The following is a 25,185-nucleotide window of genomic DNA, read 5'->3' as shown; positions in this document are numbered from 1 at the left end:
CCACGCACGAACACAAGTGTTCCTTGCGCTGTGTCTCCGTCTCGTCGTTGTAATCACCAACTTCGAGCGGGGAGACGACCCTGGCCGCGAGAAGCTCAAGCTATGAGATGGTTTCTATGACAGGCTCTTGGACAGCACATTCATCGAACGACAGCAAGCTTCTCAACACTACCTCCAACGTTGTGGCCGGCGCGTAAAAATGATCAAGGCGACAACGCTGACCGATACGGAGTAGTTAGCAGTGCTGGACGTACATTGCTGTATCGAGCGTGAACACGACACGAGGGCTGGGCCTTGGGTCGTCCGCGTTCCGGCGGACGACCCTGCGGTCTGTCGCCGCCGACAATGGGTTCCAAGATTGGAACAGCGAATACCAAGTTGCTGCGCTCAATGTCGAGTATCTTGTTCACTACCGCGGATCTTCGATAGTGGCAACTGCCAATAACGCACTCATCCGAGCAAAGGGCTACACGCAACGCTGGATAGCTGAAACAACGTACTCCTCGGTCAAGCGAACGCAGGCCGCTGCCCTGCGTTCGCGGTTCTGGTACCGACAGTTCCGTGAAATCGTTCTTCTCTTCGCTCTCAACAACATCAAGAAACTCGCTAAAACGCTCTAATCGCCTTCCCGTCTTACATTTTCAATAGAGCAGAATAAGAGTCTCACAAGTTGTTACTGCTATTGACGAAAGGATTGGCGAGTTAGAACTGAGCCAAGAGGAAGCGCAAGCGCAGGGAGAGCTAACGCGATACCGGGACAAGCGAGGGGATATTGAGGCAGAGATTGATGACCTACAGGCTGAGCGGGAGAAAAAATAAGCCAACTCACTCAACTTCAGGACTGACTGGATAGTATAACACATTTTGAGTAGGAACCAGAGACTAAAGAAAGTTGAGAGTAGAAGAGATGAGTTGCGGGGACGCCGAACTGATTTGAAAGTTAGGTTAGGAGTCAGCGTTTTGGGCCAGTGGCGACAGGATAAATCGCTGCTCTCGACGCCACTGGTTATCCAGTAAACCACGGAAAGCGTGTGGTCAAGAAAGTCTTCGGAGTGCTTCCTCGATTACGCTAGGTCGAAGCGGTCTGCCCGCATCACTTTACTCCAGGCGTTAACGAAGTCTTCGACGAGCTTCTCCTCGCCGTCTTCTGCTGCATACACCTCGGCAATCGAACGGAGCCGGGAGTGTGACCCGAAGATCAGGTCTGTACGGGTCGCCTTCCACTTGAGGTCGCCGGTGTCGCGGTCGTAGCCCTCGAACACCTGCTCCTCAATGGACGGTTCCCAGTTCGTTTCCATGCTCAGGAGGTTCACGAAGAAGTCATTCGTCAGCGCCTCCGGCTGGTCGGTAAGCACGCCGTACTCCCTGTCGCCGTACGTAGCGCCGAGCGTCCGCATACCGCCGACTAACGCAGTCATATCGTCAGGCGTCAGGTTCAGCAGGTCGGCCTTGTCGACCAACAGTTCCTCAGCCGGCTGATCGACACCGTCTGGAACGTAGTTGCGGAACCCATCGACCTGCGGCTTGAGCGCTTCAAACGAGTCTGCATCAGTCTGTCCGGCAGTCGCGTCGGTCCGACCGGGCTCGAATGGCACGTCGATGTCGTAGCCGGCCTCGGCTGCGGCCTCCTCAACGGCCACGTTCCCACCGAGCACAATGAGGTCAGCCAACGACACCTGCACCTCGCCGCGCGAGTCGTTAAACTTTGCCTGGATGCGTTCGTACGTTTCCAGGACTGTTTTCAGCTTCTCCGGCTCGTTAACATCCCAACCGCGCTGTGGTTCCAGGCGAATGCGAGCTCCGTTTGCACCACCACGCTTGTCGCTGTCTCGGTACGTCGACGCAGAGGCCCACGCGGTCTTGATTAACTGCGCCTGTGAGAGGTCCGTCTCAAGAATCGCTTCCTTGAGATGGGCGATCTCTTCGGCACCCACAAGTTCGTACTCTGCATCGGGGAGCGGATCCTGCCAGACCATCGTTTCGTCGGGGACCTCGGGACCGAGGAACCGTTCTGGCGGACCCATGTCACGGTGGGTCAGTTTGTACCAGGCCTTGGCGAACGCTATTCCGAACTCCATTGGGTTCTCCTGGAACGTCTCCATGATCTCTCGGTAGTCCGGATCTTTCTTGAGCGCGACATCCGTCGTGAGCATCATCGGCGTGACCTGCTCACTGTCGTTGAGGGCGTCCGGCGCGGCGTCCTCAAGCTCGTCGCTCTTCGGCGTCCACTGCCAGGCACCACCCGGCCCCTTCTCGGGCTCCCACTCGTAATCGAGGAGGTTATTGACGTATCCCATGTCCCAGTTTGTCGGAGACTGGGTCCACGGCCCCTCAATCCCGCTCGTGGTGACTTCGCCGTCCTCAACGGCGGCGTCATTCTGCCAGCCGAGCCCCATGTTCTCCATGGGAGCCGCCTCCAGCTCGGGCCCGAGTACCTCTTCGGGGTCGTCTTTGCCGTGAACTTTCCCGAAGGTGTGGCCACCAGCAATGAGTGCGGCCGTCTGCTTGTCGTTCATTGCCATCCGGGAGAACGTCTGGCGAATATTCTTTGCCGACGCCTCGGGGTCGGGCTGTCCATCCGGCCCTTCAGGATTAACGTAAATAAGCCCCATCACCGACGCGCCGAGCCCCTTCTTAATCTCACCGGGCTGCTCGAAGCGGCCCTGGGTTTCCAGCTCGTCTTCCGGGCCCCAGTTAACTGCTTTGTCAGTGTCGAAGTCGTCTTCGCGACCGCCAGCGAAGCCGTACGTCTGGAACCCCATCGACTCGACAGCGACGTTCCCAGCGAGGACGATCAGGTCCGACCACGACAGGTTACGGCCGTACTTCTGCTTGACAGGCCAAAGCAGGCGCCGGGCCTTATCAAGGTTGGCGTTGTCCGGCCAACTATTAAGTGGCGCAAACCGCTGCCGGGCACCGGCCGCTCCGCCGCGTCCGTCGTAAGCGCGGTACGTACCAGCACTGTGCCACGCCATTCGGATCATAAGCGGACCGTAGTGGTCGTAGTCGGCCGGCCACCAGTCTTGTGGGTCCGTCAGTACGTCTTCGATGTCCGCCTTGACCTCCTCAAGATCGAGTTCCTGAAACGCCTCTCCGTAGTCGAAGTTCTCATCGAGTGGGTCGGATTTCTGGCTATTCTGATCGAGTATGTCTAAGCTCAGTCGTTCAGGCCACCAGTCCTGATTCGACTTTCCAGTAAACGTCTCGTTTGAACTATTGCTAGCCATCTGCTTAATCATACTGACTTCTGCGTCATAACAGTTGCTTGGCAAAGCTTACCATTACGATGAAAAACCCCGACAATACAAAATAAAATCTACTTTGTAAAGCACTAAAGTTGGCTTAGTCACGGATTTTCTTCGAGAGTTTCACGAGTCCTTACAGCTGCCCGTACGATATGGCGCCGCAGCGAATTCCAAGAAATAGGCTTGTGCTCGTCAGTTGGACGGGCTACGATGACAATGTCAAGAGCAACAGCTTCTCATCGGTGAATTTTTGAACATCTGAAGATACTGGATAAGTCGCTGTCACCTCAAAGTCGTTTTCACAGAGAGATTCCAATAGTTCTCCCCACGATTTTTCATCACTATGATTATAAGTGTAGGCGAGAGTACTATCCTCCTTCAGTGTGCGGTTAATATAGTAGTCGGTAGAAATTTTTACTCAGAAAGGTATGTTGCCTGTAATAGATCAGCTCAACGAGATCTCCGTCGAAGAACTCCAAGAGGCGCTTGACAATGTTGATGGAAACAAGCCGACTCAACGGCTGTTAGCTGCGATCGCGTACAAAAACGGCGTCACGCAAACCGAACTTGCCGAGTGGTACGACACAGAGCGAAAAACGATTTATAACTGGCTCAACCGATTCGATACCGACGAACCGCTTGAACAAGCTGTTACAGATGCTCACCGATCTGGTCGAAAACGAAAAATCTCAGAAAACAGCAAAAAGAGTTTGAACAAACAGTCCACGAATCACCCGAAGAGATCGGCGTTGACGCGCCGGCGTGGACGCCGGCGCTCGCACAAGAATATCTTGAAGAAATGTACGGCGTCGACTACTCAATCCCAAGCTGCCGGCGGTTGTTGAAAGAAGCGGGATTGAGTTATCAAAAACCACGCCGTTCAGCCGCTGAATCCGACGAAGACGACCAAGAAGCGTTTCACGACGAGATCAAAAAAAGCGGCGAGAGATGGACGCCACAGTAGTCTGTATCGATCAAACTAAGAAATCCGTCCAAGTCGAGCCGCGTGCCGCGTGGTTTCCGCGCGGCACGCGGCCCTCGGTCGAATTATCCGGTCAACGGGACTGGACGTGCTTGTTAGGCGCGATCACCGAGGACGGCGATCGCTTTTTCTCTCGGTTTACAGAGTATATCACCGCCGATCACGCAAAACATTTCATTTTAGCACTATGTAAAGAATTTGAAGACGATCTAACTGTCGTCCTCGATGGCGCGCCGTATTTTCAGGCATCGGCCGTCACGGACCTAGCGTCCCGTGACGACCTCGCGTTTGTGACGGTCCCATCGTATTCACCGGAGCTGAACCCAGTTGAGGAATGCTGGAGACAACTTCAAGCAGCGCTCAGCAACCGGTTCTTCGACTCACTCGACGAGCTGACAACAGCGATCGACAGTGCTCTTGACCAAATCTCTATCCCAAAAGTGAGCAACTATTTCTAACGTCTACTATATCTCTAAATTCTCTCGACAGCGCTCTTGAGTCAACTCAGAGTGATCCGATTCCGACGCCTTCTGCGGATTCAACAGAGCACATCTTTTCGTACTGACTCAACCGGTCGTAGTGTTCGTCGAAAACACCCGCCGTCACGTTCGCGCGGTCACCGACAACCTCTTTCGGAACATCACTGTTCAAATGGTGAGTGATCCCACCACGCCGGAAAGCGTGCGGACTCACGCTCGAGGGGCAGTCAAATGCGGCGGTATACTCCATTACGCCGCATTCATCTGGATCACGGTCATGCGGACACTCTCCAGTGGAAACGTAGGGGCTTGTGTATCTGTAACAATCCCCTCGAAGCGTCGATCGATGCGCACGTCCGTTTGATGTCGACACGAGTGGTCGCCTGCCGAGCTCGTCGTCAACATCAGGCCACCGATTCGCTATCCAGTCACAATGGGTCTTGGGCAGGACGTAAGTCGGGAGAATACGAGTGGTATGAAATACAGGCTCGAAGTATTACTCGTGACGGCACCACCGCCAAGCGACGCCGAACACGAGCCAGTCAGAGCGGGTATCCAGCGCGGCGAGTTCGATCCGACAGGCGTCACGAATAGTGGAGACGGAGACTGGTCCACGTATGACGAAGATCCATTCACTGACCGACCAACGACTGCCTCTCTGTGAAAAACAGGGGCATTTTCCATTTTAGGCCGGCCAAAAAATCAACGTCTTTAAGTTCTTTTAGGCTGGCCTAAAATATGTGCAAGAGACACGACGAACCTGGCTAAAGGGAACAGGCGCAGCAATAGCTGGCGTTGCCCTCGGAGGTTGTAACGGGATGTCCGGCGATGAAGAGTCGACGCCCGGTGCTAATGAAGGACAGTCAACAGACGGCGCTTCGGACGATGAGGAAGCGCTCCAATCGGATCCGACGCACGCCGCAGTCGCCGCGGAATGGAACACGATGCGGATGCGGCTTGACGACGCGTTTACCTTCAGCATTGCCGGCCACGCCGGGGCGGGGGCGAGCGTCGGTCAGAACGTTTTCGCACGTTTCGAGGGCGCAAACGGCGAGTACGGTGCCCATGAGTTCCTCGAAACGACGAGCGAGGACAACTACGAGGGCTTCGAGGAGGACGGTCTGGTCGTCATGAACGAGGGGCTGAGCGCGGGTGATGTCGAGGCCGCCCGCGGCGGCTGGGAGGCGGCACACACGAACCTCCGCGAGGCGACCGTCACACGCGTCGGCGAGACCGGAGCGAACGCGCTGGAAGTCCTCCGGTTCGGCACGGCGGTCAACAACATCGAACTGCTCGCCGCCGCCGGCGACACCGAGGGCGCGGCGTCGGTCGGCCAAGAGGTGCTGGGCTGGTGGGAAACCTCGCCCGCTCATGATGCGGTCGAAAGCGCCGATAGTGAGGCCTACGAGTCGCTCGAAGGTGGGATGGAAGACGCGATCTCAGCCGCCCAATCCGGTGACATGGAGTCGCTCCGCAGTGCAACAAGTACGGCGTTGAACGCGTCGGCTACTGGAGCGTATGCCGTCGCTACGAACGAGGAACTCGCGGGCGCGGGGCAAATCGCGTCCTATCAGGGTCAGGGCTGGGACGCCGCGGCGCTCGCGTCGATGAGCGGCCCCTCGACGGAGTTTGTCCACGCGGCGGCCCTGACGATCTACCGGGCGCGAGTCCACGACGCGGCCCGGCTCTACGAGCGTGGGCACGCCGAGGCGGCGCGACAGCGCGTCAAGAACGTCTTCGCTCACTTCGAAGGCGCCCGTGCTCACGAGGCTCTGGAAGAGGCCAGCGAGGACGCCTATACCCGCTTCGAGGACGGCGGCTTGAGTGCGCTCTCGGCGGCCATCGAGAACGACGACGCTGAGGGCGTCGCGTCAGCGGTCGAGACAATCAACGGCTCGCTGGTCGAGGGCATTGAGGCGCTGGGAAGTGGCGCCGAGCCGGCGTTGCTTGAGGCGGGCTACTTCAAAGCCCGAATCGAGGACGCTCACGAACGGTACCGTCTCGGCGAAGAGTCGGCCGCTGCCGAGACAGTCCGTGGGCTATTCGAGACATTCGAGACCAACGAGGCCGACTTCCACGAGACGCTCGAAGAGACCGACGAATCGCTGTACGAGACCTTCGAAGAAGAACACCTCAACGGATTGATGACGGCATTCGAGGAGGGCAACGACGCGGCCGTCGACGAACACGTGAGCGGCATCCGCGAAACGTTGCTGTCCTTCGAGACGGCCGCTGGATCGACCGCGCAGGTGAGCGCCGTCGAGAGCGGCTATATGGCCGCTCGGGTCTTCGACGCAGGCGTTCTCGACGTTCTCGGAGAAAACGAGCGCGCCGGGTCGCTGGTTCAGGCGGCCTTCCAGCACTTTGAGGCGGGTGCCGGCGGGTTCCACGAGGCACTCGAAGGGGCCGACCACGACCGCTATGAGTCCTTTGAGGCCGCCCTCAGCGACGCATCGAGCGCTGCACAAGAAGGCGGAGACGCCGGTGAACAGTCCCGTGCGTTCAATGACGAGGCGGTCGGGGCGATTTACGCGGTCGTTGAATCCGGTGGCGGGTCGTTCGGCGGGGCAGCGACATCGATTATACAAGACACCTTCGCTGCTTTCGAGGAGGCAGAAGTCCACGAGATGCTCGAGGAGGCCGACGAGAGCGCCTACGAAGGAGACGAGTCCGCGCTGAACGACTATATCGGCGCGATCGAGTCAGGGTCGGGCGTCAGGAGCGCAGCGTCGGCGTACGCCGACGCTTCGATTCGTGCGCAGTTCGCCGTCGTCGGGGCCGTCGACGAAGCCCCCGTCGGCGAGGGTAGCGGCGGCGAGTCGGGCGGCGGGAGTGAGGAAACGGATCTTCAGGGCGGCCCCAACATTCAGGATGGGGTGCCGGACGACGCCGACCACGTGGTCAATATGCAGGCTGTCGCCTTCGAGCCGGAGGAACTGACGATCCAGCAGGGCGATACAGTCGCGTGGAAGCACGCTGCAGGGGAACCACACAACGTCGTTGCATATGAGGGTGAAATTCCAGAGGACGCGGAGCACTGGGCCTCCGGTGGGTTCGAAAGCGAGGAGGCCGCCCGCGAGGGCTGGGAAGATGGTGAGGGTGCCGTTCAGTCCGGCAAATCGTACGTCCACACGTTCGAAGCGACCGGGACACACGAGTATTTCTGTGTTCCTCATGAGGCTGCAGGGATGGTCGGTTCCGTCATTGTCGAATAAGCGATGGTACCGTCGTATTCCACGTGGTATCGTCGCGAACAAGCATCTAAGCGAGGGGCCGCCGATGAGGGGCCCCCTGCGAGGGGAGACCGGCTGACGCCTCTCCGAGAGAGACCAGGGAATCGACGCTTTCCCGAGTGGGGTGCGCATTTGCCGGTCCCGAAAACGACACTCGATATGCGCAGCGTCCCAGTCGACAAACAATGCTACGGGACTGACTATGAGTGGTCTGTCGGACCCTCAAACAGTCCCGATTCCGGTTCAAAAAGGCCATCAAATGGGGTTTCAGAGTAAGTATGGTCGGCCCGACACTTATTGACATCAGGGAACACATCGACGGCCTCGGGATCAAAGGCGGCCAGTACTACGTCCGCTGTGGCCGCACGGGCGACCGACCGGTCCCGGCGGCCGGCACTCGGTTCCCGGACCGGGCCACCGCACGGGCCGCCGCTCGGGCCACCGAACAGTACCGCTCGGCGCTGCGACGATACGACCCGCAGGTCCCTTACTACGACCTGATCGTCTGTGAGGAGCCACCACTGGGTTCGACGAAAGGACACCGCCACGATTCGATGACCGAACGAGACGAGTACACGCTTTCCGAGCCCGTGATCACCAAGACTCCCACTCCCGGACACGGCGATCTCGTCGAGTTCTGTCACCGCGTCGCCGGCGCCGTCTTCGAGACGCTTTCTGAATCGGGGTACGACGACATCGAGACTGCTGTTATGGACGCCTACTTCGAGCTCGCCGAGAACGTCGGTGGACCCGACGAACTCTGTCTCTGCCTGCTCAAAAGCATAACTGCTGAACTCCACGAGCGGCTGTCTCCTGCTGACCAGGCTGAAGTCATTACCGATGCCGCAGCGCGACTCAAACCACCCACCGACGAAACCAATCCTCTCGACGCGACGCTGGACACACTCGAGCAGCGAGGCGTTATCGAGAGCTACACGGGCTCGCCGGACTCGGTCGATCTCGACACTGGCGCGGAAGCCGTTGTCGTGCAGATCTCCGGCTACGCGCTCTCGGCACAGAACGACCGACTTCCCGTACTGCCGGTCACGCTCGAACTCTGCCGCCATCACACGGACCATCCCCCACAATCTATTCAGGTGACCACCGGAGACGGCGGCTGGCAGCTCATGTTCGGCCTCGCGGACACGGGAGACCAGAACGGCATCGTAAGTGCGCCGATCGACGGGGAGGTGTGAGATGGTCGTCGACACCTACATCGAGCAAGCGCGAACGTGCGCTCGATCCGAGCAGGATGCTATTGCTGAGATGCGGGACGCTTACGAGGCATTCATCCGTCGGGTACAGAAACAACAGCCCGAGCAGACACCATCATCGGCTGCTGGCCTCACAACAGCCGGGGGAGTCACTCACCTCTCCGCAGACTCCTCCAGTACTGATGGCTGTCGGCCTGTCCGAAAGGCCTTCGCCGAGACGATTCGCCCCCACAGCGTCGCCGATCTCGACGAGACCGAGTCCTTGCTGGAAACGATTCGCGAGGAGTTCACTGACGCAATCGCAGTAGCACTCGCCCCGACGACAGAGGCCTCGTTCACTCCCGACCTGAAACGGATGGTCCTCACCGAAGCACAAGCTCGGCGGGCGGAAGCCACCGCGTTACGGAAAGCGCTCGAACGCGAGGAAGCACATCTCGACGAGGCGGGTGTGGTGGTCGACGACATCATCGCCTGGATCGTCAACGCGAACCAGACGCCGTTGACCGACCTCGGCTTCGATGCGCTACAACAGCGCCACGAAACGCTTACCGATCATCGCGACCGCTGTGAGGAGATGGCTTACGACCGGCAGGCATTCCTCGAGGCAACGACGAACAACGGTGTTGACGTCGGCGTCCGCCACCGAAGCCTCATGCCGTACCTCTATCAGGATTTCCCAGTCGACCATCCGGTGCTGGCGACGGTGGCGACGCTCGATGAAACGTGTCAGAAGTGCCAACGAACCGTGCGGGATCATCTGGTTCGGGGGGGCTGACCGATGAGCAACGGGCCTCGTCGACAGCGAGCGGAGCCGGCTCGTGTTCGCTCGGTTCGCGCCGTCGGCCCAGAACGCGGGGCTGTCGGCGCCGAGGACGCGGTCGAGCAGGAGTGCTTGGACGGGCGTGACTCCGAGTTCGTCGTCGACGTCGACGAGCGTGACGCCCGGCGCGAGGTCCGGGAGGTCGCCGGTCGGTCGTCGGGAACGAGTTGGCATGGTAGGGCCGACGGGGAATTAGGTGAACCGCCTCGGGGTCAAGCCCCGAGGCTTCCCGTTTCAATGACGCGACTTGCAGGAACCGACGAAGAAGAGCCTCCATCGGTTTCCACAGCGGTCGCAGTCTCCACGGGCGTCACTTCGGCCTGTCCCAGACCTAACTCCTGAAGACCACGAGAAAGAACGTTGTACGACGCATTCGCATCCCTGTCCGCCTCAAACCCTCCTCGAACGGGAACTCCGAGCGTTGAATCCGGAGCTTGTGATCACCTTCGGTGGAAACGCGTGGCCGGCACTCCGACGCTCAACCACGCCGGAACCCGTCATGGAGACGGACGCCGACCCAGAGAGTATCATGGCCATCCACGGGATACTCCACCGTACCTCCGAACCGGTCAATACCCACATACTCCCGCTGGCTCACATGAGTGGGCAGGTCTGGTGGCGGTTCCCACCTGACGAGTACATCTCGCGACTCAGCAAGGCGCTTGAAGTGCTCGAACGCCAGTAGCGAAAACGACGGAGCGTGACACACATCGTCTCGATATGAGATAGCGACTCTACAGATTGTGGGCAGTCACGTGTTTGGGCGGACTACATGTCGAGATAGGGGCCGCAAGCCCGAAACGTGGTACTACGGCCTATCGCTCATTTGCCCACCGTAGTTCTGATAGGATATTTGAAATTAGGTGGGCTAAAAGAGCGCTTATCGGGATTCAGTACCCCAAAAACCGCACAGACAAGTTCTGTGCTACTCCTGGTTCGGTTACCTTCCCCGATGCGGCGACGGAGTGAGCCGCGGCGTAGCGACGACACGAACGTCGAACTCGTCGGTGAGTCCCACGAGCGCGGCGGTCTTGTGGTCGCGTCAGGCTGCGATCGCTGACTCTCAGTCTCGAGGTGGTCGTCAGTGACCCACGACTGAAATCACGGGCTTCTGTCTTGTACCTCTGTGTGATTAACGCTTGGATACGTGGCAAATAAAGCGACTTCGAGTCGTGATCGCAGGGGCTGTGTCACTCCTCGTCGGAGTTCCGGAACGAGGGCCAGAATACCTATCTGAGTTGGTAACCACTCGCCGTTATGGACAGCGAGAAAGAGAAGATGCTGAACGGAGACCTGTACGACGCCGACACACCCGAACTCCTGTCCGAACGGGAGCGCGCCCGCAAGCTCACGAGACGATATAACCGAACGACGGCGGACGACGCCGAGGAACAACGGGATCTGTTAGAGGAGTTGTTTGGGTCGCTCGGTGAGGAGTGTTACGTCGAGCCGCCGTTCCGCTGTGACTACGGATACAACATCCACGTGGACGAAGACTTCTACGCGAACTTCGACTGCGTGATATTAGACGAGTGTCGGGTGGATATCGGACGGAACTGTCTGATCGGCCCGGGCGCGCACATCTACACCGCGACTCATCCGCTCGACGCGGACGAGCGGATCACGGGTCAAGAGTATGCCAAGCCCGTCACGATCAGTGATAACGTCTGGATCGGTGGGCAGGCGGTTCTCAATCCCGGCGTAACGGTCGGTGACAACGTCGTAGTTGCATCCGGGGCTGTCGTGACGGAAGATGTGCCCGACGATGTCGTCGTACAGGGGAATCCCGCCACAGTTGTGAAGAACCTCGAGGCAACCCAATAGTCCCCGGCGGACAGGGGTTCTGCCGACCGAAACCGAACTGAGAGATCCACCGTGTGGATCGTCAACGAGCTTCTCGACGAGTACCGTCTATACTGAGTCACGCAACCGAGTGCTGTCGGCGCGTTCCACGCCTGGAACGGCGTTCGTACTGACTTCCGGCCGGAAAACCGACCCTGCCTCGGCTACCCCGGGTCTTCGTGTACAATTTCGCCGTCAACGACCGTGAGATCCACGTCAATGTCCGCAATCGACTCCGGCTCGGCGAACGGGTCCGCGCCGAGCACGACCGCGTCAGCGAGCTTACCGGGCTCGAGTGTTCCCTTCTCCGCTTCGGTGAACTCCGCGTACGCCGCGTCCCGCGTATACGCCGCGATCGCCTCGTCGACGGAGAGGCGCTGCGTGTCGTGTGGCGCGTTGACCGCGTGGTGGATGCCGTGGAGCGGTCCGATCGGCATCGTGTCGCTGCCGAACGCGAGGGGGACGCCGGCGTCCCGCACGCTACGGAAACGGTTGTTGCCGCCGCGGGCCTCGCTCCCGATGACGGTCTCGTAGATCCCGTCCTTGCCGGCCCACTGGAGGAAGTTCGGCTGCATGCTCGCGACGATCCCGAGCTCCGCCATCCGGTCTATCGCCGCGTCGGTGGCCAGTTCCACGTGTTCGATCCGGAGTCTCGGATCCGGTACGCGGTAGTCGTCGAGCACCGCCTCGTAACAGTCGAGTACAGTGTCGATCGCCACGTCGCCGAGCGCGTGCGTGGCGATCTGCTGGTCGGCTCGCGCCGCGGTCCGGAACAGCTCGGAGAGCTCGGACTCGGTCGTCACCATCGTCCCGTCGTTGTCGGGGTCGTCGACGTACGTCCCGGAGATCTTCCCCGTTCGCGCGCCGAGCGAGCCGTCGGAGAACGTCTTGAGCCCGCCGATCCGGAGCCAATCGTCGCCGAACCCGGACGCGATCTCGAGGTCAGACAGCGACTCCGCCTTCCCGGAGTGGACGTAAAACGTCACCCGAAGCCCTAGCTCGTCGTCTCGCCACGCGCCGAAGAACGCCGCATGGATCGGGCTCCCGAACTCCTGTGGCGCGGTAAGTCCTGACATGTTCTGGACCGACGTGACGCCGAGCTCGTGCGCTCGCTCCGTCGCCGCCGCGAGCGCGCGGCGGGCCTTCTCGCCGCGCGGGTACGTCGCCTGCTTCACGCGACCGGCGGCGTCCTCCACGAGCACGCCCGTCGGCTCCCCGCTGTCGTCACGCTTCACATCGCGTTCCACGCCGTCGAGGTCAACTCGGTCGACCGCGGGACCGTTGACGGCCGCGGCGTGTCCGTCGACGCGCATCGCCGCGACGGGGTGTTCCTCGCTCACCGCGTCCAGATCGGTTCGGGTGAGGTGTCCGTCGTCGTCGGGCCACGTCGTCTCGTCGAAGTTGTAGCCGAGCACCCACTCGCCGGGCTCCGTCGCCGTCGCGTTCTCCCGGAGCATCGAGAGCGCCTCCGCGCGGTCGTCCGCGCCGGCGAGGTCGGTCTCGAGCCGATCGATCCCGACCGACAGCAAGTGTGTGTGCGCGTCATTGAACCCCGGGAGGACGACCCGACCGTCCAGGTCGACGATCCGCGGGTCGGTCGCGGCCGCCTCAACGGTCTCCGTATCACCGACCGTGGCGACATGCCCGTCGCGGAACAGGACCGCCTCGGCCACCGTCCGGTCGTCGTCGAACGTGTGCACGGCGCCGCCGCGCAGGAGGAGCTCGGTCACGGGACTACTCCTCGCCGTCCGGCCAGCGCTCGATGTACACGGTCTCGTCGGTGTAGAACCGGACGACGTCCTCGGCCTGCGCATGCAGGTCGCCGAAGAAGGAGTCCTTCTGCCCCCCGAAGTGGAAGAAGGCCATCGGCGCCGCGGTGCCGACGTTGATACCGACGTTCCCCGCCTCGAGCTCGTGGCGGCATGTCGCCGCCTCGTCGCCGCGGTTCGTGAAGACGGAGGCGGCGTTGCCGTAGCGGCTCCGGTTGGCGATGTCGATCGCCTCGTCCAGATCGCCGGCCCGAATCAGCGCCAGCACCGGTCCGAACAGCTCCTCGGTCGCGATTGTCATCTCCGGCGTCACCTCACCGAAGACCGAGGGTGCGAGGAAGCACCCCTCGTCGGAGGCGGCCTGCTCGCGCCCGTCGAGCAACAGTTCCGCGCCCTCCTCGACGCCGGTCTCGATGGCGGACTCGATCCGGGCTTTCGCCTCGTTGGAGACGCCCGGCCCGATGTCGACGCCCTCGTCGAGGCCGTTGCCGACGGTCTGTGCCGCGGCCCGGTCGACGACGAGCTCCGCGAACTCGTCGTACACGTCGTCGTGGACGACCGCGACCGGGTTCGCCAGACAGCGCTGTCCGGTGTTGGCGAACGCCGAACTCACGGTCTTCTTGGCGGCGTACGACAGGTCCGCCGCGTCGCTCACGATGACGTGGTTCTTCGCGCCGCCCTGCGCCTGCACGCGCTTACCGTTCGCGGCCGCCGTCTCGTAGACGTGCTTCGCGACGCCCGTGCTCCCGACGAACGAGGCCCCGACCACGTCGTCGTGCGCCAACAGCCCGTTCACCGTGTCCGGGCCGCCGTGAACCAGTGAGACGACGCCGTCCGGGAAGCCGGCGCGTTCGAGCAGTTCGAACAGCGCGATCGCGGTGTACGGCGTTCGCTCGCTCGGCTTGAGCACGAACGCGTTCCCGCACGCGACCGCGTACGGGAGGAACCACAGCGGGATCATGCCGGGGAAGTTGAACGGCGTGATCGCCGTGAACACCCCGAGGGGATGGCGGACCGCCGTCTCGTCTATCCCCGGCGCGGCGTGCTGGAGGTGCCCGCCCTGCAGCAGCGTTGGCGCGCCGCAGGCGACCTCGACGTTCTCGATTCCGCGGCGGAGCTCGCCTTCGGCCTCCCCCTTCGTTTTCCCGTGCTCGCGGACGAGCAGCTCCGCGATCTCCGTTTGGTGCTCCTCCAGTAGCGACTTGAACCGGAACAGCGGCTGAATGCGCTCTTCGACCGGCGTCTGCCGCCATTCCTCGAACGCCTCGCCCGCCCGTTTCACCGCGGCGTCGACGTCGGACTCGGTGCTGATCGGAGTGTCACCAAGCGCCTCACCGGTCGCCGGATCGACGACCGTCTCGGCGAGGCCGCCGCTTGGGCGCGTCCACTCGCCGTCGACGTAGTTCGCGATCGGCCGGTCGAGGAGGTCGTACAGGTCGGTGGCTTCCCGCTCGCTGGTTCCGTCGACGCTCATTCGATCTGCTCCCCCTCGATCACGATCTCGCGCTCCGCGAGCTCGTCGATGAACTGCTCTGGATCGAACAGCTCCTCGGGCGGCTTCGCGCCCGCTCCGGTCACGTCGCCCTGCCCGACGAGCACCGCCGCGATGCCCATCGGGACGCCCGTCCAGACCGCGGTCGCCTTCAGACCCCAGTCGTCGAGTCGCGACTCGACCACGGTCGAGTACCGGTACTGGGCGTGTTCGCCGTCCTCCGTCCCGGCGACGTCCACGCGGAACGATTTCCACTCCTCCGCCGGACCGGGCTTCGGCTGCCGATCGAGGTGCCAGTCGAGGAACTCGCGGGGCGAGGTCTCGACGCCCCTGTACTCCACGGGCTCTTCGCTGGTGAGGTTCAGCCCGATGAGCACGTCACAGATGTTGACGAGGTCCGGGGAGAACGCGACGCGGAAGTCGACGTCCTCGACGCCGGGGAAGGTGGTCGGCATCGTTGCCAGCTCCGAGTGGATGCTGTGGAACCCCTCCACCTCGCCGACCGGGGCCGGCATGGTGTACGTCTCGCGGCCGGAGAGCGGATCGAGCGTCCGATACTCGCCGTCTTCATAGACGACGGGGTCCATCGTCAGCTCGTCGAGGATCGTCTTCGCGGAGTAGGCGAACCCCTCGCCGCCGCCGCGCGCGCCGGTGCGGATGTGGATCGATTCGACCTCGTCGAGGTGACTCGCGCCCATCGCGGTCGCGACGTTCGTCAGCCCCGGGCTCGCACCCATTCCGAGGACGGCGGTCAGTCCGGCCTCGGCGAACTGATCGTCGTATTCCAACTGGTCCTGCGTCTTGTGGTACAGCCCGCCGAGGTCGAGGTAGTGACAGTCCGCGTCGAGACACGCCTCCATCACCGCGACGTTAAACGCGTACGGGAGGGCGTTGGCGACCACGTCGGCGTCGGCGATCGTTTCGACCACGCTCTCGTGGTCGGTCACGTCGACACGCGCCGTCTCGACGTCGCCCGGTAGTTCGGCGGCGAACTCGTCCGCGGAGTCGATGTCCGCGTCCGCGATGAGGAGGTCGTCGATCGCCTCGTTTTCGGCGAGTTCCCACGACGTTGCTCGACCCATCGCGCCGCAACCGCCCAGCGCGACGACTTTCATTCCGCTCCTCCGTAGTTCATCATTACAGATTTCACTTGTGTCATAGCTTCTAAGTGCCACTTACTGCCGTACCGCCCGCCGGAACCGCTCTCGCCGTAGCCGCCGAACGGGAGCAGTCGTTCCCAGTAGTTGTTCGTCTCGTTGATGAACACGCCCCCCGCCTTGATGCGGTTCGCAGCGTCGTGGGCGCGTTCCAGCGAATCGGTGAAAACCGCCGCCTGAAGCCCGTACGGCGAACGGTTCGCTATCTCGATCGCCTCCTCGTACGAGGACGCAGTGATGACCGGCGTCACCGGGCCGAACGTCTCCTCGGTGGCGACTGCCATCTCCTCGGTCACGTCGTCGAGGACGGCCGGTGCGAAGAACAGCCCGTCTGTCTCGCCCCCGGTCCTGACCGTCGCACCGCGTTCTACGGCGTCGTCGAAGTGCGCACGCGCCTTCGACTGGATCCGCTCGGAGATCATCGGTCCGACATCGACTCCGTCCTCAAAGGGATCCCCGAGCACGAGGTCCTCTGTCCGCTCCACTATGGCGTCGACGAGCTCGTCGTGGACGCCCTCGGTCGCGATGACGCGCTCCGTCGCGCAGCAGACCTGTCCCGCGTTCCAGTTGCTGCCCGAGACGATGCTATTGGCCGCGTGCTCCACGTCCGCGTCGTCGAGAACGACGATCGGGTCCTTCCCGCCGAGCTCCAGCAGGCACTGGGCGTTGCGCTCGGCCGCGGTCTTCGCGATCTCCTGTCCGACCGCACTGCTGCCGGTGAACGCGATCAGGCGGATGTCGTCGTTGGCGACGAGCGAAGCGCCGGTCTCGCCGTCACCGGTGACGAGGTTGAACGCGCCGTCAGGGAGACTGGACTGCGCGAACGCCTCCGCGATGTGGTACGCCGTCAGCGGCGTCTCCTCCGGCGGCTTGAACACGACCGGGTTGGCCGTCGCGATGGCGGAGTAAATGCTTCCGCCCGGAATCTCCAGCGGGAAGTTCCACGGGGAGATAACGGCACACGGCCCATACGGCTCGCGCTGCGTGTACGCGAACTTGTCACGCCACTCGGAGGGGACGACGTCGCCGAACAGCCGGATGGCGTCGTGCGCGTAGTCCTCGCTGGACTCGATGACATACTCGGTCTCCTCGTAGGACTCGTGGAGGGGCTTCCCCTCCTCTTCGGTGATCCCCTCCGCGATCTCGTCTTCGTGCTCCTCGAAGTAGTCCGTCACCTCGTCGAGTACCTCCGCGCGCTCGAAGGCGGTCATTTCCTCGAGCTCCGTCTGGGCCCGACGGGCGGCGTCGACCGCGGACGCCACGTCCCGCCCGTTTGCTTGCGGGACCGTGTCGATGATCTCCCCCGAGACGGGAGAGACGACATCGATCTCGGCCGACGACTGGGAGCCGACCCACTCTCCATCGATGTACAGTTGGCGCATGTGTCGTGTCCTCGGTGGCCATACAACAACCCCCATAAAAAATCTTTCTCGATAACCGCCATGTAGCCGAAGTATATTCGGCCAAACCCGAGCTAAGGAGGAATACCAACGGGTAATCGGTTCTCACCGGATGTAGTCAGCCGCTTTCGACGGGGTCAGTACGGCGGATCGTCGAGCGCGACGTTGACTGACTTCGATCGGGTGTGCTCTTCGAGCGCCTGCTGGGCGCACTCCCGGCCGAATCCAGACTGCTTGAACCCGCCGAAGGGCGTCCCCGGGACCGTCCCGAAGTACTGGTTGACCCAGACGCTTCCCGCCTCCACGTCCGCGGCCGCCCGATGGGCCACAGACGGGTTCTCGGTCGCGATCCCCGCGGTGAGTCCGTAGTCGACGTCGTTCGCGATCTCGATCGCCTCCTCGTAGTCCGAGAACGTCATGAGGAACTGAACCGGTCCGAACACCTCCTCCTGACCGATTCGCATACCCGGCTCGACGTCGTCGAAGACGGTCGGCTGGTAGAAGGCGCCGTCGGCGTACTCGTCACCGTCCGGGGCCTCGCCGCCGCGGAGAACGCTTGCCCCCTCCTCGCAGCCCACGTCCACGTAGTCGTCGACGCTCTGCCGGTGGCCCTCGTAGGCCAACGGTCCCATCGTTGTTCCTTCTTCGAGGGGGTCGCCGGGTTCCCAACCGGAGAGCTCCTCCAGATACGCGTCGACGAACTCGTCTTTCACGTCCTCGTGGACGAGGATCCGCGTCGCCGAGTCGCAGGACTGCCCGGCGTTGTACATCCCGCCGGTCGCGGCGTTCGCGGCCGCCTCGTCGATGTCGGCGTCGGGGAAGACGATGAAGGGGTTCTTACCCCCGAGCTCGAGCGTGACGGGCGTCACGGAGTCCGCCGCGGTCCGCATGATCGACTGCCCGACCGGGACTGACCCCGTGAACGACACCTTTCCCACATTGGGATGGTCGATGATCGGTTCGCCCACGTCGCCTCCGGAGCCCGGGACGACGTTCAACACGCCTTCGGGCAGGACGTCGTCCGCCAGCTGCGCAGCGCGGATCACGGACAGCGGCGCCGGACTCGGCGGTTTGACGACCGTCGTGTTACCGGCCGCGAGCGCCGCCCCGACTTTCCACCCCATCAGGAGAATCGGGTAGTTCCACGGGAGGATCTGTCCCGTCACGCCGTACGGCTCTTGGCGGACATACGCGTGGGAATCCGCCCCCGTAGGAACGTATTCGCCCTCTTGGGCGACCGAGACGTTCGCGTAGTACTCGAAGAAGTCGAGACCGTTCTCTATGTCCGCCTTCGCGTACGCGAGTGGCTTCCCGACCTCCAACGTCTGTAGCAGCGCGAGCTCGTCGACGTTGTCCCGCAGTTCGTCGACCCACGTCCGAATCAGCTCGGCCCGGTCACCCGCGTCCATCGCTCCCCAGCCGTCCTCGTACGCCGTGTCGGCTGCCGCGACGGCGTCCTCGACGTCCGCGGTGCCGCACTGCGCGACCGTCGTGATCGGCTCGTCGATCGAGGGATCCGTCGGTTCGAACGTCTCTCCGTCGCTCGCCGGTCGGGTCTTCCCATCGATGTACGCGCCGAAATCAAGGGTCGCGATCTCTTCGTGCGCCTGTTCGTGTCGGTCTCGAATCGTGCCTGTGAAATTCATGATTGTGCTTCGGTTGTCGTTCGTATCGTCCCGGTCCGTTCGCCGGAGTCGTCTCGCTGGACATTCGCACGATCGTCGGTCAGCGCGAACGCGAGATCGGTGTCTCTCGGACTCTCGTCTACTCGGTGAGTACCACGCTGTTCTCCGCCGCCCAGCCGATCTGAACCGTCTCTCCCGTCTGGAGGTACGACCCCTGGTCCCGTATCTGCATGTCGACGGTGAACCGTCCGCCGTCGTCCAGTTCAACGACGAACTTGCCGAGGTTCCCCTTGTAGATCTCGTCGATGATCGTCGCCCGGAAGCTGTTGTCGAGCCCGGCGGCCTCATCGCCGATCCGGATCTTCTCGGGCCGGACCGCGAACCCAGCTGTCGCGTCGGCCTCCGGATTCGACGGAACGACATACGTGCGGCCGTTTCGGTCGATGGCCGCTCCGTCGGCAGTGTCGGAGTAATCACCGCGGACGAGATTCGTTTCACCAATGAAGTCCGCGACGAACTCCGTCGCGGGCTCCTCGTAGATCTCGGTGGCAGTGCCGAGCTGCTCGACGTGTCCGTCGTTCATCACCGCGATCTGGTCGCTCATCGTGAGCGCCTCCTCCTGATCGTGGGTGACGTAGATGAACGTCGTGTTCAGCTCTTCCTGCAGGTTTTTCAGCTCGACCTGCATGTTCTGCCGGAGCTTCAGATCGAGCGCCCCGAGCGGCTCGTCGAGCAGGAGCACGGCCGGCTCCGTGATCAGCGCCCGCGCTAGCGCGATGCGCTGCTGTTGGCCGCCGGAGAGCTCGCTGATCTGCCGGTCCTTGGTCCCGGGCAGCTCCACGAGTTCGAGCATCTCCTCGACGCGAGACTCGATCTCCTCGTTGGAACCCCTCCGAACGAGGCGCTTGACCGCCTGGCCGACCCCGCCGCGTCCGGTCTCGCCGCTGCCGTCGACCCCTTGCATCTGAAGACCGAACGCAACGTTCTCGCCGACGGTCATGTGCGGGAACAGCGCATACGACTGAAACACCATGCTGGTGTTACGTTCGAAGGGCGGAACGTTCGTCACGTCCTCGTCTTTGATGTACACTGCGCCTTCTGTCGGCGTCTCGAAGCCGTCGATACAGCGGAGCAGCGTCGTCTTCCCGCACCCGCTCGGTCCGAGCAGGGTGAGGAACTTCCCAGACTCGACCCGCAGATCGACATCATTAACGGCGACCACGTCGTCGAACCGCTTCGTCACGCCCTCCAGCCGGACGTCGTAATCCGTCATTCCTCAGGCGCTCTTGATCTCTTGCCAGGCGTTGCTGTACATGGTCGTCGCCTGACCGATGTTCTGGATGTATTCGAGGTTGCTCATCGTCTCGTCGTCAGGGTAGATAGACTCGTTGTTGAGAATCTCGTCGAGGATGTACTCTTCGGCGGCCTCGTTGGGGCTCCCGTAGTACGTGTAGTTCGTGATCTCGGCCCCGACTTCGGCGTCTAGGAAGTGGTTGATGAACGCGTGCGCCGCGTTGACGTTCTCTGCCTCTGTGGTTATCGCTGCGGTGTCGACCCACACGACCCCGCCTTCCTCCGGAATGACGTAGTTGACGGGGGAGCTGCCGTCCTCGAACGTCTCCCAGTACGCTTGGAACGCGCCGCCGGACCATGCGTGGACCGGGCTGAGCTGTTCGTTGATCAGGTTCGTCGGGAAGTCCGACGAGTCGTACGTCGAGAGGAGGTCCTTCTGCTCCATCAGTAACTCCTTCGCCTCCTCGACCTCGGACTCCTCCGTCGTATTGAGGGAGTAGCCGAGGTATTTCAACGCCGCGCCCATCGCCTCGCGGACGTCGTCGAGCATCGACATCTGCCCCGAGAAATCCTCGTTCCACATGGTCTCCCACGAGTTGACCTCGATGTCGCCGACCATCTCCTCGTTGTACGCGATCCCGGACGTTCCCCACTGGTAGGGAACGGAGAAGCGGTCCTCGCCCGGATCGTACGGCGCCTCCCGGAATTTCTCGGAGAGGTTCTCGAAGTTCGGCAGGGCGTCGAGGTTGAGCGGCTGGATCATGCCCTGCTCGTTCAGGACGTTGACCATGTAGTCGCTCGGGAAGATTAGGTCGTACTGACCGGTTCCGCCGGCGTTCAGCGCGTTGAACATCTCCTCGTTCGAGGAGTACAGCGAGACGGAAACGGATACGTCGTACTCCTCCTCGAAACCGCTGATGAAACCGTCGGGCCAGTAGTCGCCCCACTGGAAGACGCGAAGCTCGTCTTCGATCTCTCCGTTACCGCCGCTCCCACCGCCGCCGTCGTCTCCGCTCCCACCGTCGCTACCGTCACTCCCGGAGTTGCCGTCACTCCCGGAGTTGCCGCTACATCCCGCGAGTCCGACGAGTCCGGCCGTTGAGACGGCACCGGTGGTCCGCAGGAATGTACGCCGATCACTTGTGGATTGCTGTTGTGACATGGGTTGTCAATGTCTCTTTTTCTCCAACTTCCACAACAGACCATAAATATTTCGGGAGATCATACGTCCAGTCGGATATATTTCACAGAACTCACCACGTCGGGCCCTGAAACCATTGAGCGACGGCGACCAGAGCCATCGTGACGACGATGATCAGCGCCGCGACGACGTTGACTCCGGGAGAGATTCCCTGCCGGACCATCCCGAAGAAGAAGATCGGGAGCGTGTTCTCCTGTCCGATGATGAAGAAGGTGACCACGTAGTCGTCGAAGCTCATGGCGAACGCGAGTAGCGCGCCCGCGAAGATCCCCGGCTTGATCATCGGGAGCGTCACGAACCGGAGCGTCTCGAGTTCGTTGGCACCGAGGTCCATGGCCGCCTCTTCCATCGTCTGATCGAAGGTCTGTAATCGCGCCGCGACGACGACCGCGACGAAGCTGATGCCGAAAGCGACGTGGCCGATTATTGCTGTTCCGGTCCCCAGTTGTATCCCGGCGATGTTGAAGAACAACAGCAGCGAGATCCCCATCACGATGCTCGGGATGATGATCGGCATGAACACGACGCCGGTGAACAGCCGCTTGCCGGGGAAGTCGTACCGGTCGAGGGCGAACGCCAGCATCGTACCGAACACAGTACTGATAACGACCATCGCCACGGCGATCTCGACCGAATTGAGGAGCGCGTTCCACGCCGCGGTCGGATCGACTCGAGCGACTGTCTCGCCCTGTAACAGCGCGGTATACCACTTCGTCGTGAACCCCTGCCAGACGACCGCGTACCGCGAGTCGTTGAACGAGAGCGTGATCAACACCGCGATCGGCAGGTAGAGGAACAGATAGACGAACGCCGTCTGGGCTACCAAGAGCCCGGCCCCCCGCTCGAACAGGGCTGCGCGCGCTCGACGGAACGCGCCCATCATCCGAGCTCACCCCCGCCGCGCTGGTACGCGGCGATGCTGAGTAGCATGACCCCCATGAGAACGAACGCGCCCGCGGCTCCAAGCGGCCAGTTGCCGGCGGAGCCGAATTGAGACGCAATGAAGTTCCCGATCATCTGACTGTCGGTGCCGCCGAGCAGTTCCGGGATGACGGATGCGCCCGCGCTCGGGATGAACACAAGGACGCTCCCCGCCATGACGCCCGGTTTCGACTGCGGGAAGATGACGTGATAGAACGCTTCGAAACGGTCCGCTCCGAGGTCCATCGCGGCTTCTTGGAGCGTGAAATCGATCTCCTCGATACTCGAATACACCGGGAGGATCATAAAGGGGATCCAGATGTAGACGAGTCCCAAGAGGACCGCAAACTGCGAGTACATCAGCGAGGCTCCCTGTTCAACGAACGGGAGGACCGCAAGCGCGCTCATTAGCACGCTGTTGGCCGACAACAGCAGCTGAATGGCGTAGATCCGGACGAGAAACGAGGCCCAGAACGGAAGGATGACGAGCACGATCAAGAGGTTCTGGTATCTTTCGGGGGCAATGTGACCGATATAGTAGGCCATCGGGTAGCCGACGGCGAAGGAGACCACCGTCGCGAGGGACCCGTAGCCGATGCTTTTGAACAACAGCCTGACGTACGGCGTCGGCTGCGTCGCCGAGAGCGTCTCGATTCCGGGGACTACCGTCTCGATCAGCCACGCGACCGTCGCCCAGAGCGCGACGAGGATCGAGGTGTCTTCCGGGATGAAGAACCGACGGTACTGCTGTAGTCCGAGGTTCTCCGCGGCGAGGAGGACTTCGCCGAACGCCCCCCGTTCCCCGAAGCTGAAGAAGAACATCACGGCGAGCGGTGCGAGGAAGAACACGCCGAGCCAGAACGCGCTCGGTGAGAGATTGACGATCGCACCGGTCCACTGGTTCCGACGGACCCTCTGAACCAGTTGCGCGTCGATGCCCGACGCCTGATTGTTGCTATCACGTCCCATTCTCTCGTTGGCGTACCACACCCCACATGAAATATGTTTGGGCAAACCCGATACTTACAGATAAACATACGAAGAGAGACGGGACTAAGGAAATATTATGTTATTCGACCCCCTAACAGCGAATAGAGGCGTGCAGCCAAACAAAACACATAGGCATCCGGCCACTGAATCCACGCTCATGGACATCGACGAGGTCGACCGGAAGATCCTCGCCATACTTCAGGTTGACGGGAGGGCGGCCCTCTCCGAGATCGCACGCCGGCTCGACATGGGGACGGCGACGATCCACGAGCGGACGAAGGCACTGGAGGAGGAGGGGTACATCCGGGATTACCGCGCCGTACTCGACCCGGAACTCCTCGGACGCAACGAGGTCGGCTTCATCCGTGTCGAGACGATGGCCGGCCGGTCGTCGGAGGTCGCAGAACGCCTCGTCGAGGTGACGCCGATCCAAGAGATACACGAGGTCACCGGCGACGCGGATCTGCTGTTGAAAGTCCGCATCGCCGACCGGCAGGAGATGACCGACCTGCTGAGGGAGATCGGCCAGTACGAGGGCGTCGAGAGCACCGCCACGGACATGGCGCTCCGGAGCGTGAAGGAGGAACACACGCTGCGGATAGACGAATGAACGACATCTGGGGGCTCGAACCGTCGGCCAGGTTGGAGTACGGCTCACTCGAGCAGGCCCTGGTTCACGAGCCCGGCGACGAGTTCAACTCGGTCGTCGATCCGGACGCGTGGAACTGGGATGGGCTGCCGCGTCAGGAGAAGGCCGCGAAGGAGCACCGGTCGCTCGTGGAGGAGCTGGAGTCGAACGGCGTGGAGGTGCTCACGCTCGAGGGCGTGACGCAGAGCCTCGCCGAGTCGTTCTTCGTCCGGGACGTGGGGTTCGCGATCGGCGGCGGAATCGTGGTCGGCAAGATGGTCGAGGAGACCCGGCACGGCGAGGAGCGCCGGCTCTCCGAGCGAATGACCGAACTGGGGGCGCCGATCTATCATACCGTTCACGGCGACGGCGGCTTCGAGGCCGGGAACATGGTGTGGATCGACCGCGACACCGTGGCGATCGGTCGGTCGCAGACCACCAACGCGGCCGGGATCCGACAGGTTCGGACCGTCCTGGAGACGTTCGGAGTCGAGGTGATCGAGGTGCCGATCTTCGGCAGCACGGAGAGCACCGGACAGACGCATCTCGCCTTGGTGTTCAGCATGGTCGCACCCGATCTCGCGCTCGTCTACTCCGAGGCGGTTCCGCCGGAGTTCCTCGACATGCTTCACGATCGCGGTATTGAGACGGTCTCCGTCCCGATGCGCGAACAGCGCAACCGCGCGACGAGCACCATCGTCGTCGACCCCGGGACTGTGCTCCTCCCCTCCGGGAACCACCGGGTCCGCGCCGCGCTCACGGATCGGGGATTCCACGTCATCGAGCTGTCGCTCCGGGAGATCAGGAAGGCCGGCGGCGGTCCGAAGGGACTCGTGCTCCCCTTGTCCCGAACTGTTACCGGCGAGTAACTCGAATTGCCGTATCTATTTCGGC

At 62.0% G+C, this 25,185-nt stretch carries 17 protein-coding genes and 6 pseudogenes; 11 read left to right on the top strand and 12 right to left on the bottom strand.

What is annotated here, in order from left to right; translation table 11 throughout:
* Together B9H04_RS18030 and B9H04_RS19160 are read left to right on the top strand one after the other, a co-directional pair.
* Positions 1-106, top strand: a pseudogene (locus B9H04_RS18030) (IS5/IS1182 family transposase); the annotation flags it as partial.
* Positions 107-127: 21 nt separating this feature from the next.
* A pseudogene (locus B9H04_RS19160) lies at positions 128-620 on the top strand (transposase); the annotation flags it as partial.
* Between the two features lie 444 nt (positions 621-1,064).
* Here B9H04_RS19160 and katG read toward each other — a convergent pair.
* Together katG and B9H04_RS19610 are read right to left on the bottom strand one after the other, a co-directional pair.
* A complete protein-coding gene (gene katG, locus B9H04_RS07500) occupies positions 1,065-3,227 on the bottom strand; it encodes a catalase/peroxidase HPI (protein ID WP_049933554.1) in 2,163 nt (720 codons plus the stop codon).
* A 125-nt stretch (positions 3,228-3,352) separates the two neighbouring features.
* Positions 3,353-3,639 (bottom strand): annotated as a pseudogene (locus B9H04_RS19610) (DNA methyltransferase); the annotation flags it as partial.
* A gap of 46 nt (positions 3,640-3,685) precedes the next feature.
* Here B9H04_RS19610 and B9H04_RS07495 point away from each other — a divergent pair.
* From B9H04_RS07495 to B9H04_RS07470, 5 genes and pseudogenes are all read left to right on the top strand, one after another.
* Positions 3,686-4,685 (top strand): annotated as a pseudogene (locus B9H04_RS07495) (IS630 family transposase).
* 502 nt (positions 4,686-5,187) lie between these two features.
* Positions 5,188-5,370: pseudogene (locus tag B9H04_RS19155) on the top strand (hypothetical protein); the annotation flags it as partial.
* 154 nt (positions 5,371-5,524) lie between these two features.
* Positions 5,525-7,921: a DUF5059 domain-containing protein gene (locus B9H04_RS07480; protein WP_249025097.1), complete on the top strand. Its 2,397-nt coding sequence runs from the start codon at positions 5,525-5,527 to the stop codon at positions 7,919-7,921.
* A gap of 224 nt (positions 7,922-8,145) precedes the next feature.
* Entirely contained in the window at positions 8,146-9,135 is a 990-nt protein-coding gene (locus B9H04_RS07475) for a DUF7551 domain-containing protein (protein ID WP_248648667.1), read from the top strand.
* Position 9,136: 1 nt separating this feature from the next.
* Positions 9,137-9,928: a DUF7260 family protein gene (locus B9H04_RS07470; RefSeq protein ID WP_049933009.1), complete on the top strand. Its 792-nt coding sequence runs from the start codon at positions 9,137-9,139 to the stop codon at positions 9,926-9,928.
* Positions 9,929-10,185: 257 nt separating this feature from the next.
* On the opposite strand, the pseudogene B9H04_RS19150 reads toward B9H04_RS07470, so the two are convergent.
* Positions 10,186-10,371: pseudogene (locus B9H04_RS19150) on the bottom strand (RNA-guided endonuclease TnpB family protein); the annotation flags it as partial.
* Positions 10,372-10,472: 101 nt separating this feature from the next.
* Between B9H04_RS19150 and B9H04_RS07455 the strand changes: the two are divergent.
* Both B9H04_RS07455 and B9H04_RS07450 read left to right on the top strand, forming a co-directional pair.
* Positions 10,473-10,658 (top strand): hypothetical protein, encoded by a 186-nt coding sequence (locus B9H04_RS07455; RefSeq protein ID WP_241897857.1) that lies wholly within the window; start codon positions 10,473-10,475, stop codon positions 10,656-10,658.
* Between the two features lie 572 nt (positions 10,659-11,230).
* Positions 11,231-11,797 carry a sugar O-acetyltransferase gene (locus tag B9H04_RS07450; protein ID WP_008445915.1) on the top strand — a complete coding sequence of 189 codons (567 nt, stop codon included), beginning with the start codon at positions 11,231-11,233 and terminating at the stop codon, positions 11,795-11,797.
* A 182-nt stretch (positions 11,798-11,979) separates the two neighbouring features.
* Here the strand turns inward: B9H04_RS07450 and B9H04_RS07445 are convergent, their stop codons facing one another.
* The 9 genes from B9H04_RS07445 to B9H04_RS07405 all read right to left on the bottom strand — a co-directional run bounded on the left by B9H04_RS07445 (position 11,980) and on the right by B9H04_RS07405 (position 23,642).
* Entirely contained in the window at positions 11,980-13,545 is a 1,566-nt protein-coding gene (locus tag B9H04_RS07445; protein ID WP_049933010.1) for an amidohydrolase, read from the bottom strand.
* Between the two features lie 4 nt (positions 13,546-13,549).
* Complete coding sequence (locus B9H04_RS07440; RefSeq protein ID WP_249025096.1) at positions 13,550-15,058, bottom strand: CoA-acylating methylmalonate-semialdehyde dehydrogenase; 1,509 nt, start codon at positions 15,056-15,058, stop codon at positions 13,550-13,552.
* Positions 15,055-16,191 (bottom strand): saccharopine dehydrogenase family protein, encoded by a 1,137-nt coding sequence (locus tag B9H04_RS07435; RefSeq protein ID WP_085682576.1) that lies wholly within the window; start codon positions 16,189-16,191, stop codon positions 15,055-15,057. Before B9H04_RS07435 ends, B9H04_RS07440 begins: the two co-directional genes overlap by 4 nt.
* The gene (locus tag B9H04_RS07430; RefSeq protein WP_049933012.1) at positions 16,188-17,615 is read right to left on the bottom strand and encodes an aldehyde dehydrogenase family protein; all 1,428 of its coding nucleotides are present in this window, start codon (positions 17,613-17,615) and stop codon (positions 16,188-16,190) included. The genes B9H04_RS07435 and B9H04_RS07430 overlap by 4 nt, the downstream gene beginning before the upstream one ends.
* Before the next feature lie 155 nt (positions 17,616-17,770).
* Positions 17,771-19,279: an aldehyde dehydrogenase family protein gene (locus tag B9H04_RS07425; protein WP_049933013.1), complete on the bottom strand. Its 1,509-nt coding sequence runs from the start codon at positions 19,277-19,279 to the stop codon at positions 17,771-17,773.
* Between the two features lie 118 nt (positions 19,280-19,397).
* Positions 19,398-20,531: an ABC transporter ATP-binding protein gene (locus B9H04_RS07420; protein WP_049933014.1), complete on the bottom strand. Its 1,134-nt coding sequence runs from the start codon at positions 20,529-20,531 to the stop codon at positions 19,398-19,400.
* 3 nt (positions 20,532-20,534) lie between these two features.
* Entirely contained in the window at positions 20,535-21,713 is a 1,179-nt protein-coding gene (locus B9H04_RS07415; RefSeq protein ID WP_049933015.1) for a polyamine ABC transporter substrate-binding protein, read from the bottom strand.
* A gap of 91 nt (positions 21,714-21,804) precedes the next feature.
* Positions 21,805-22,635 carry an ABC transporter permease gene (locus tag B9H04_RS07410; RefSeq protein WP_248648668.1) on the bottom strand — a complete coding sequence of 277 codons (831 nt, stop codon included), beginning with the start codon at positions 22,633-22,635 and terminating at the stop codon, positions 21,805-21,807.
* A complete protein-coding gene (locus B9H04_RS07405) occupies positions 22,632-23,642 on the bottom strand; it encodes an ABC transporter permease (RefSeq protein WP_085682575.1) in 1,011 nt (336 codons plus the stop codon). The genes B9H04_RS07410 and B9H04_RS07405 overlap by 4 nt, the downstream gene beginning before the upstream one ends.
* 178 nt (positions 23,643-23,820) lie before the next feature.
* Between B9H04_RS07405 and B9H04_RS07400 the strand changes: the two genes are divergently transcribed.
* Complete coding sequence (locus B9H04_RS07400) at positions 23,821-24,273, top strand: Lrp/AsnC family transcriptional regulator (protein ID WP_008443091.1); 453 nt, start codon at positions 23,821-23,823, stop codon at positions 24,271-24,273.
* On the top strand, positions 24,270-25,160 hold the full coding sequence (locus B9H04_RS07395) for a dimethylarginine dimethylaminohydrolase family protein (protein WP_049933018.1): 891 nt from the start codon (positions 24,270-24,272) through the stop codon (positions 25,158-25,160). The genes B9H04_RS07400 and B9H04_RS07395 overlap by 4 nt, the downstream gene beginning before the upstream one ends.
* Positions 25,161-25,185 lie beyond the last annotated feature (25 nt).

Origin of the sequence: Halorubrum ezzemoulense DSM 17463, assembly GCF_002114285.1 — an archaeon.
In the GTDB taxonomy this organism is placed as follows: domain Archaea; phylum Halobacteriota; class Halobacteria; order Halobacteriales; family Haloferacaceae; genus Halorubrum; species Halorubrum ezzemoulense.
Note: the sequence above shows the minus strand (reverse complement) of the source record. Positions and strands in the feature narration are given on the sequence as shown.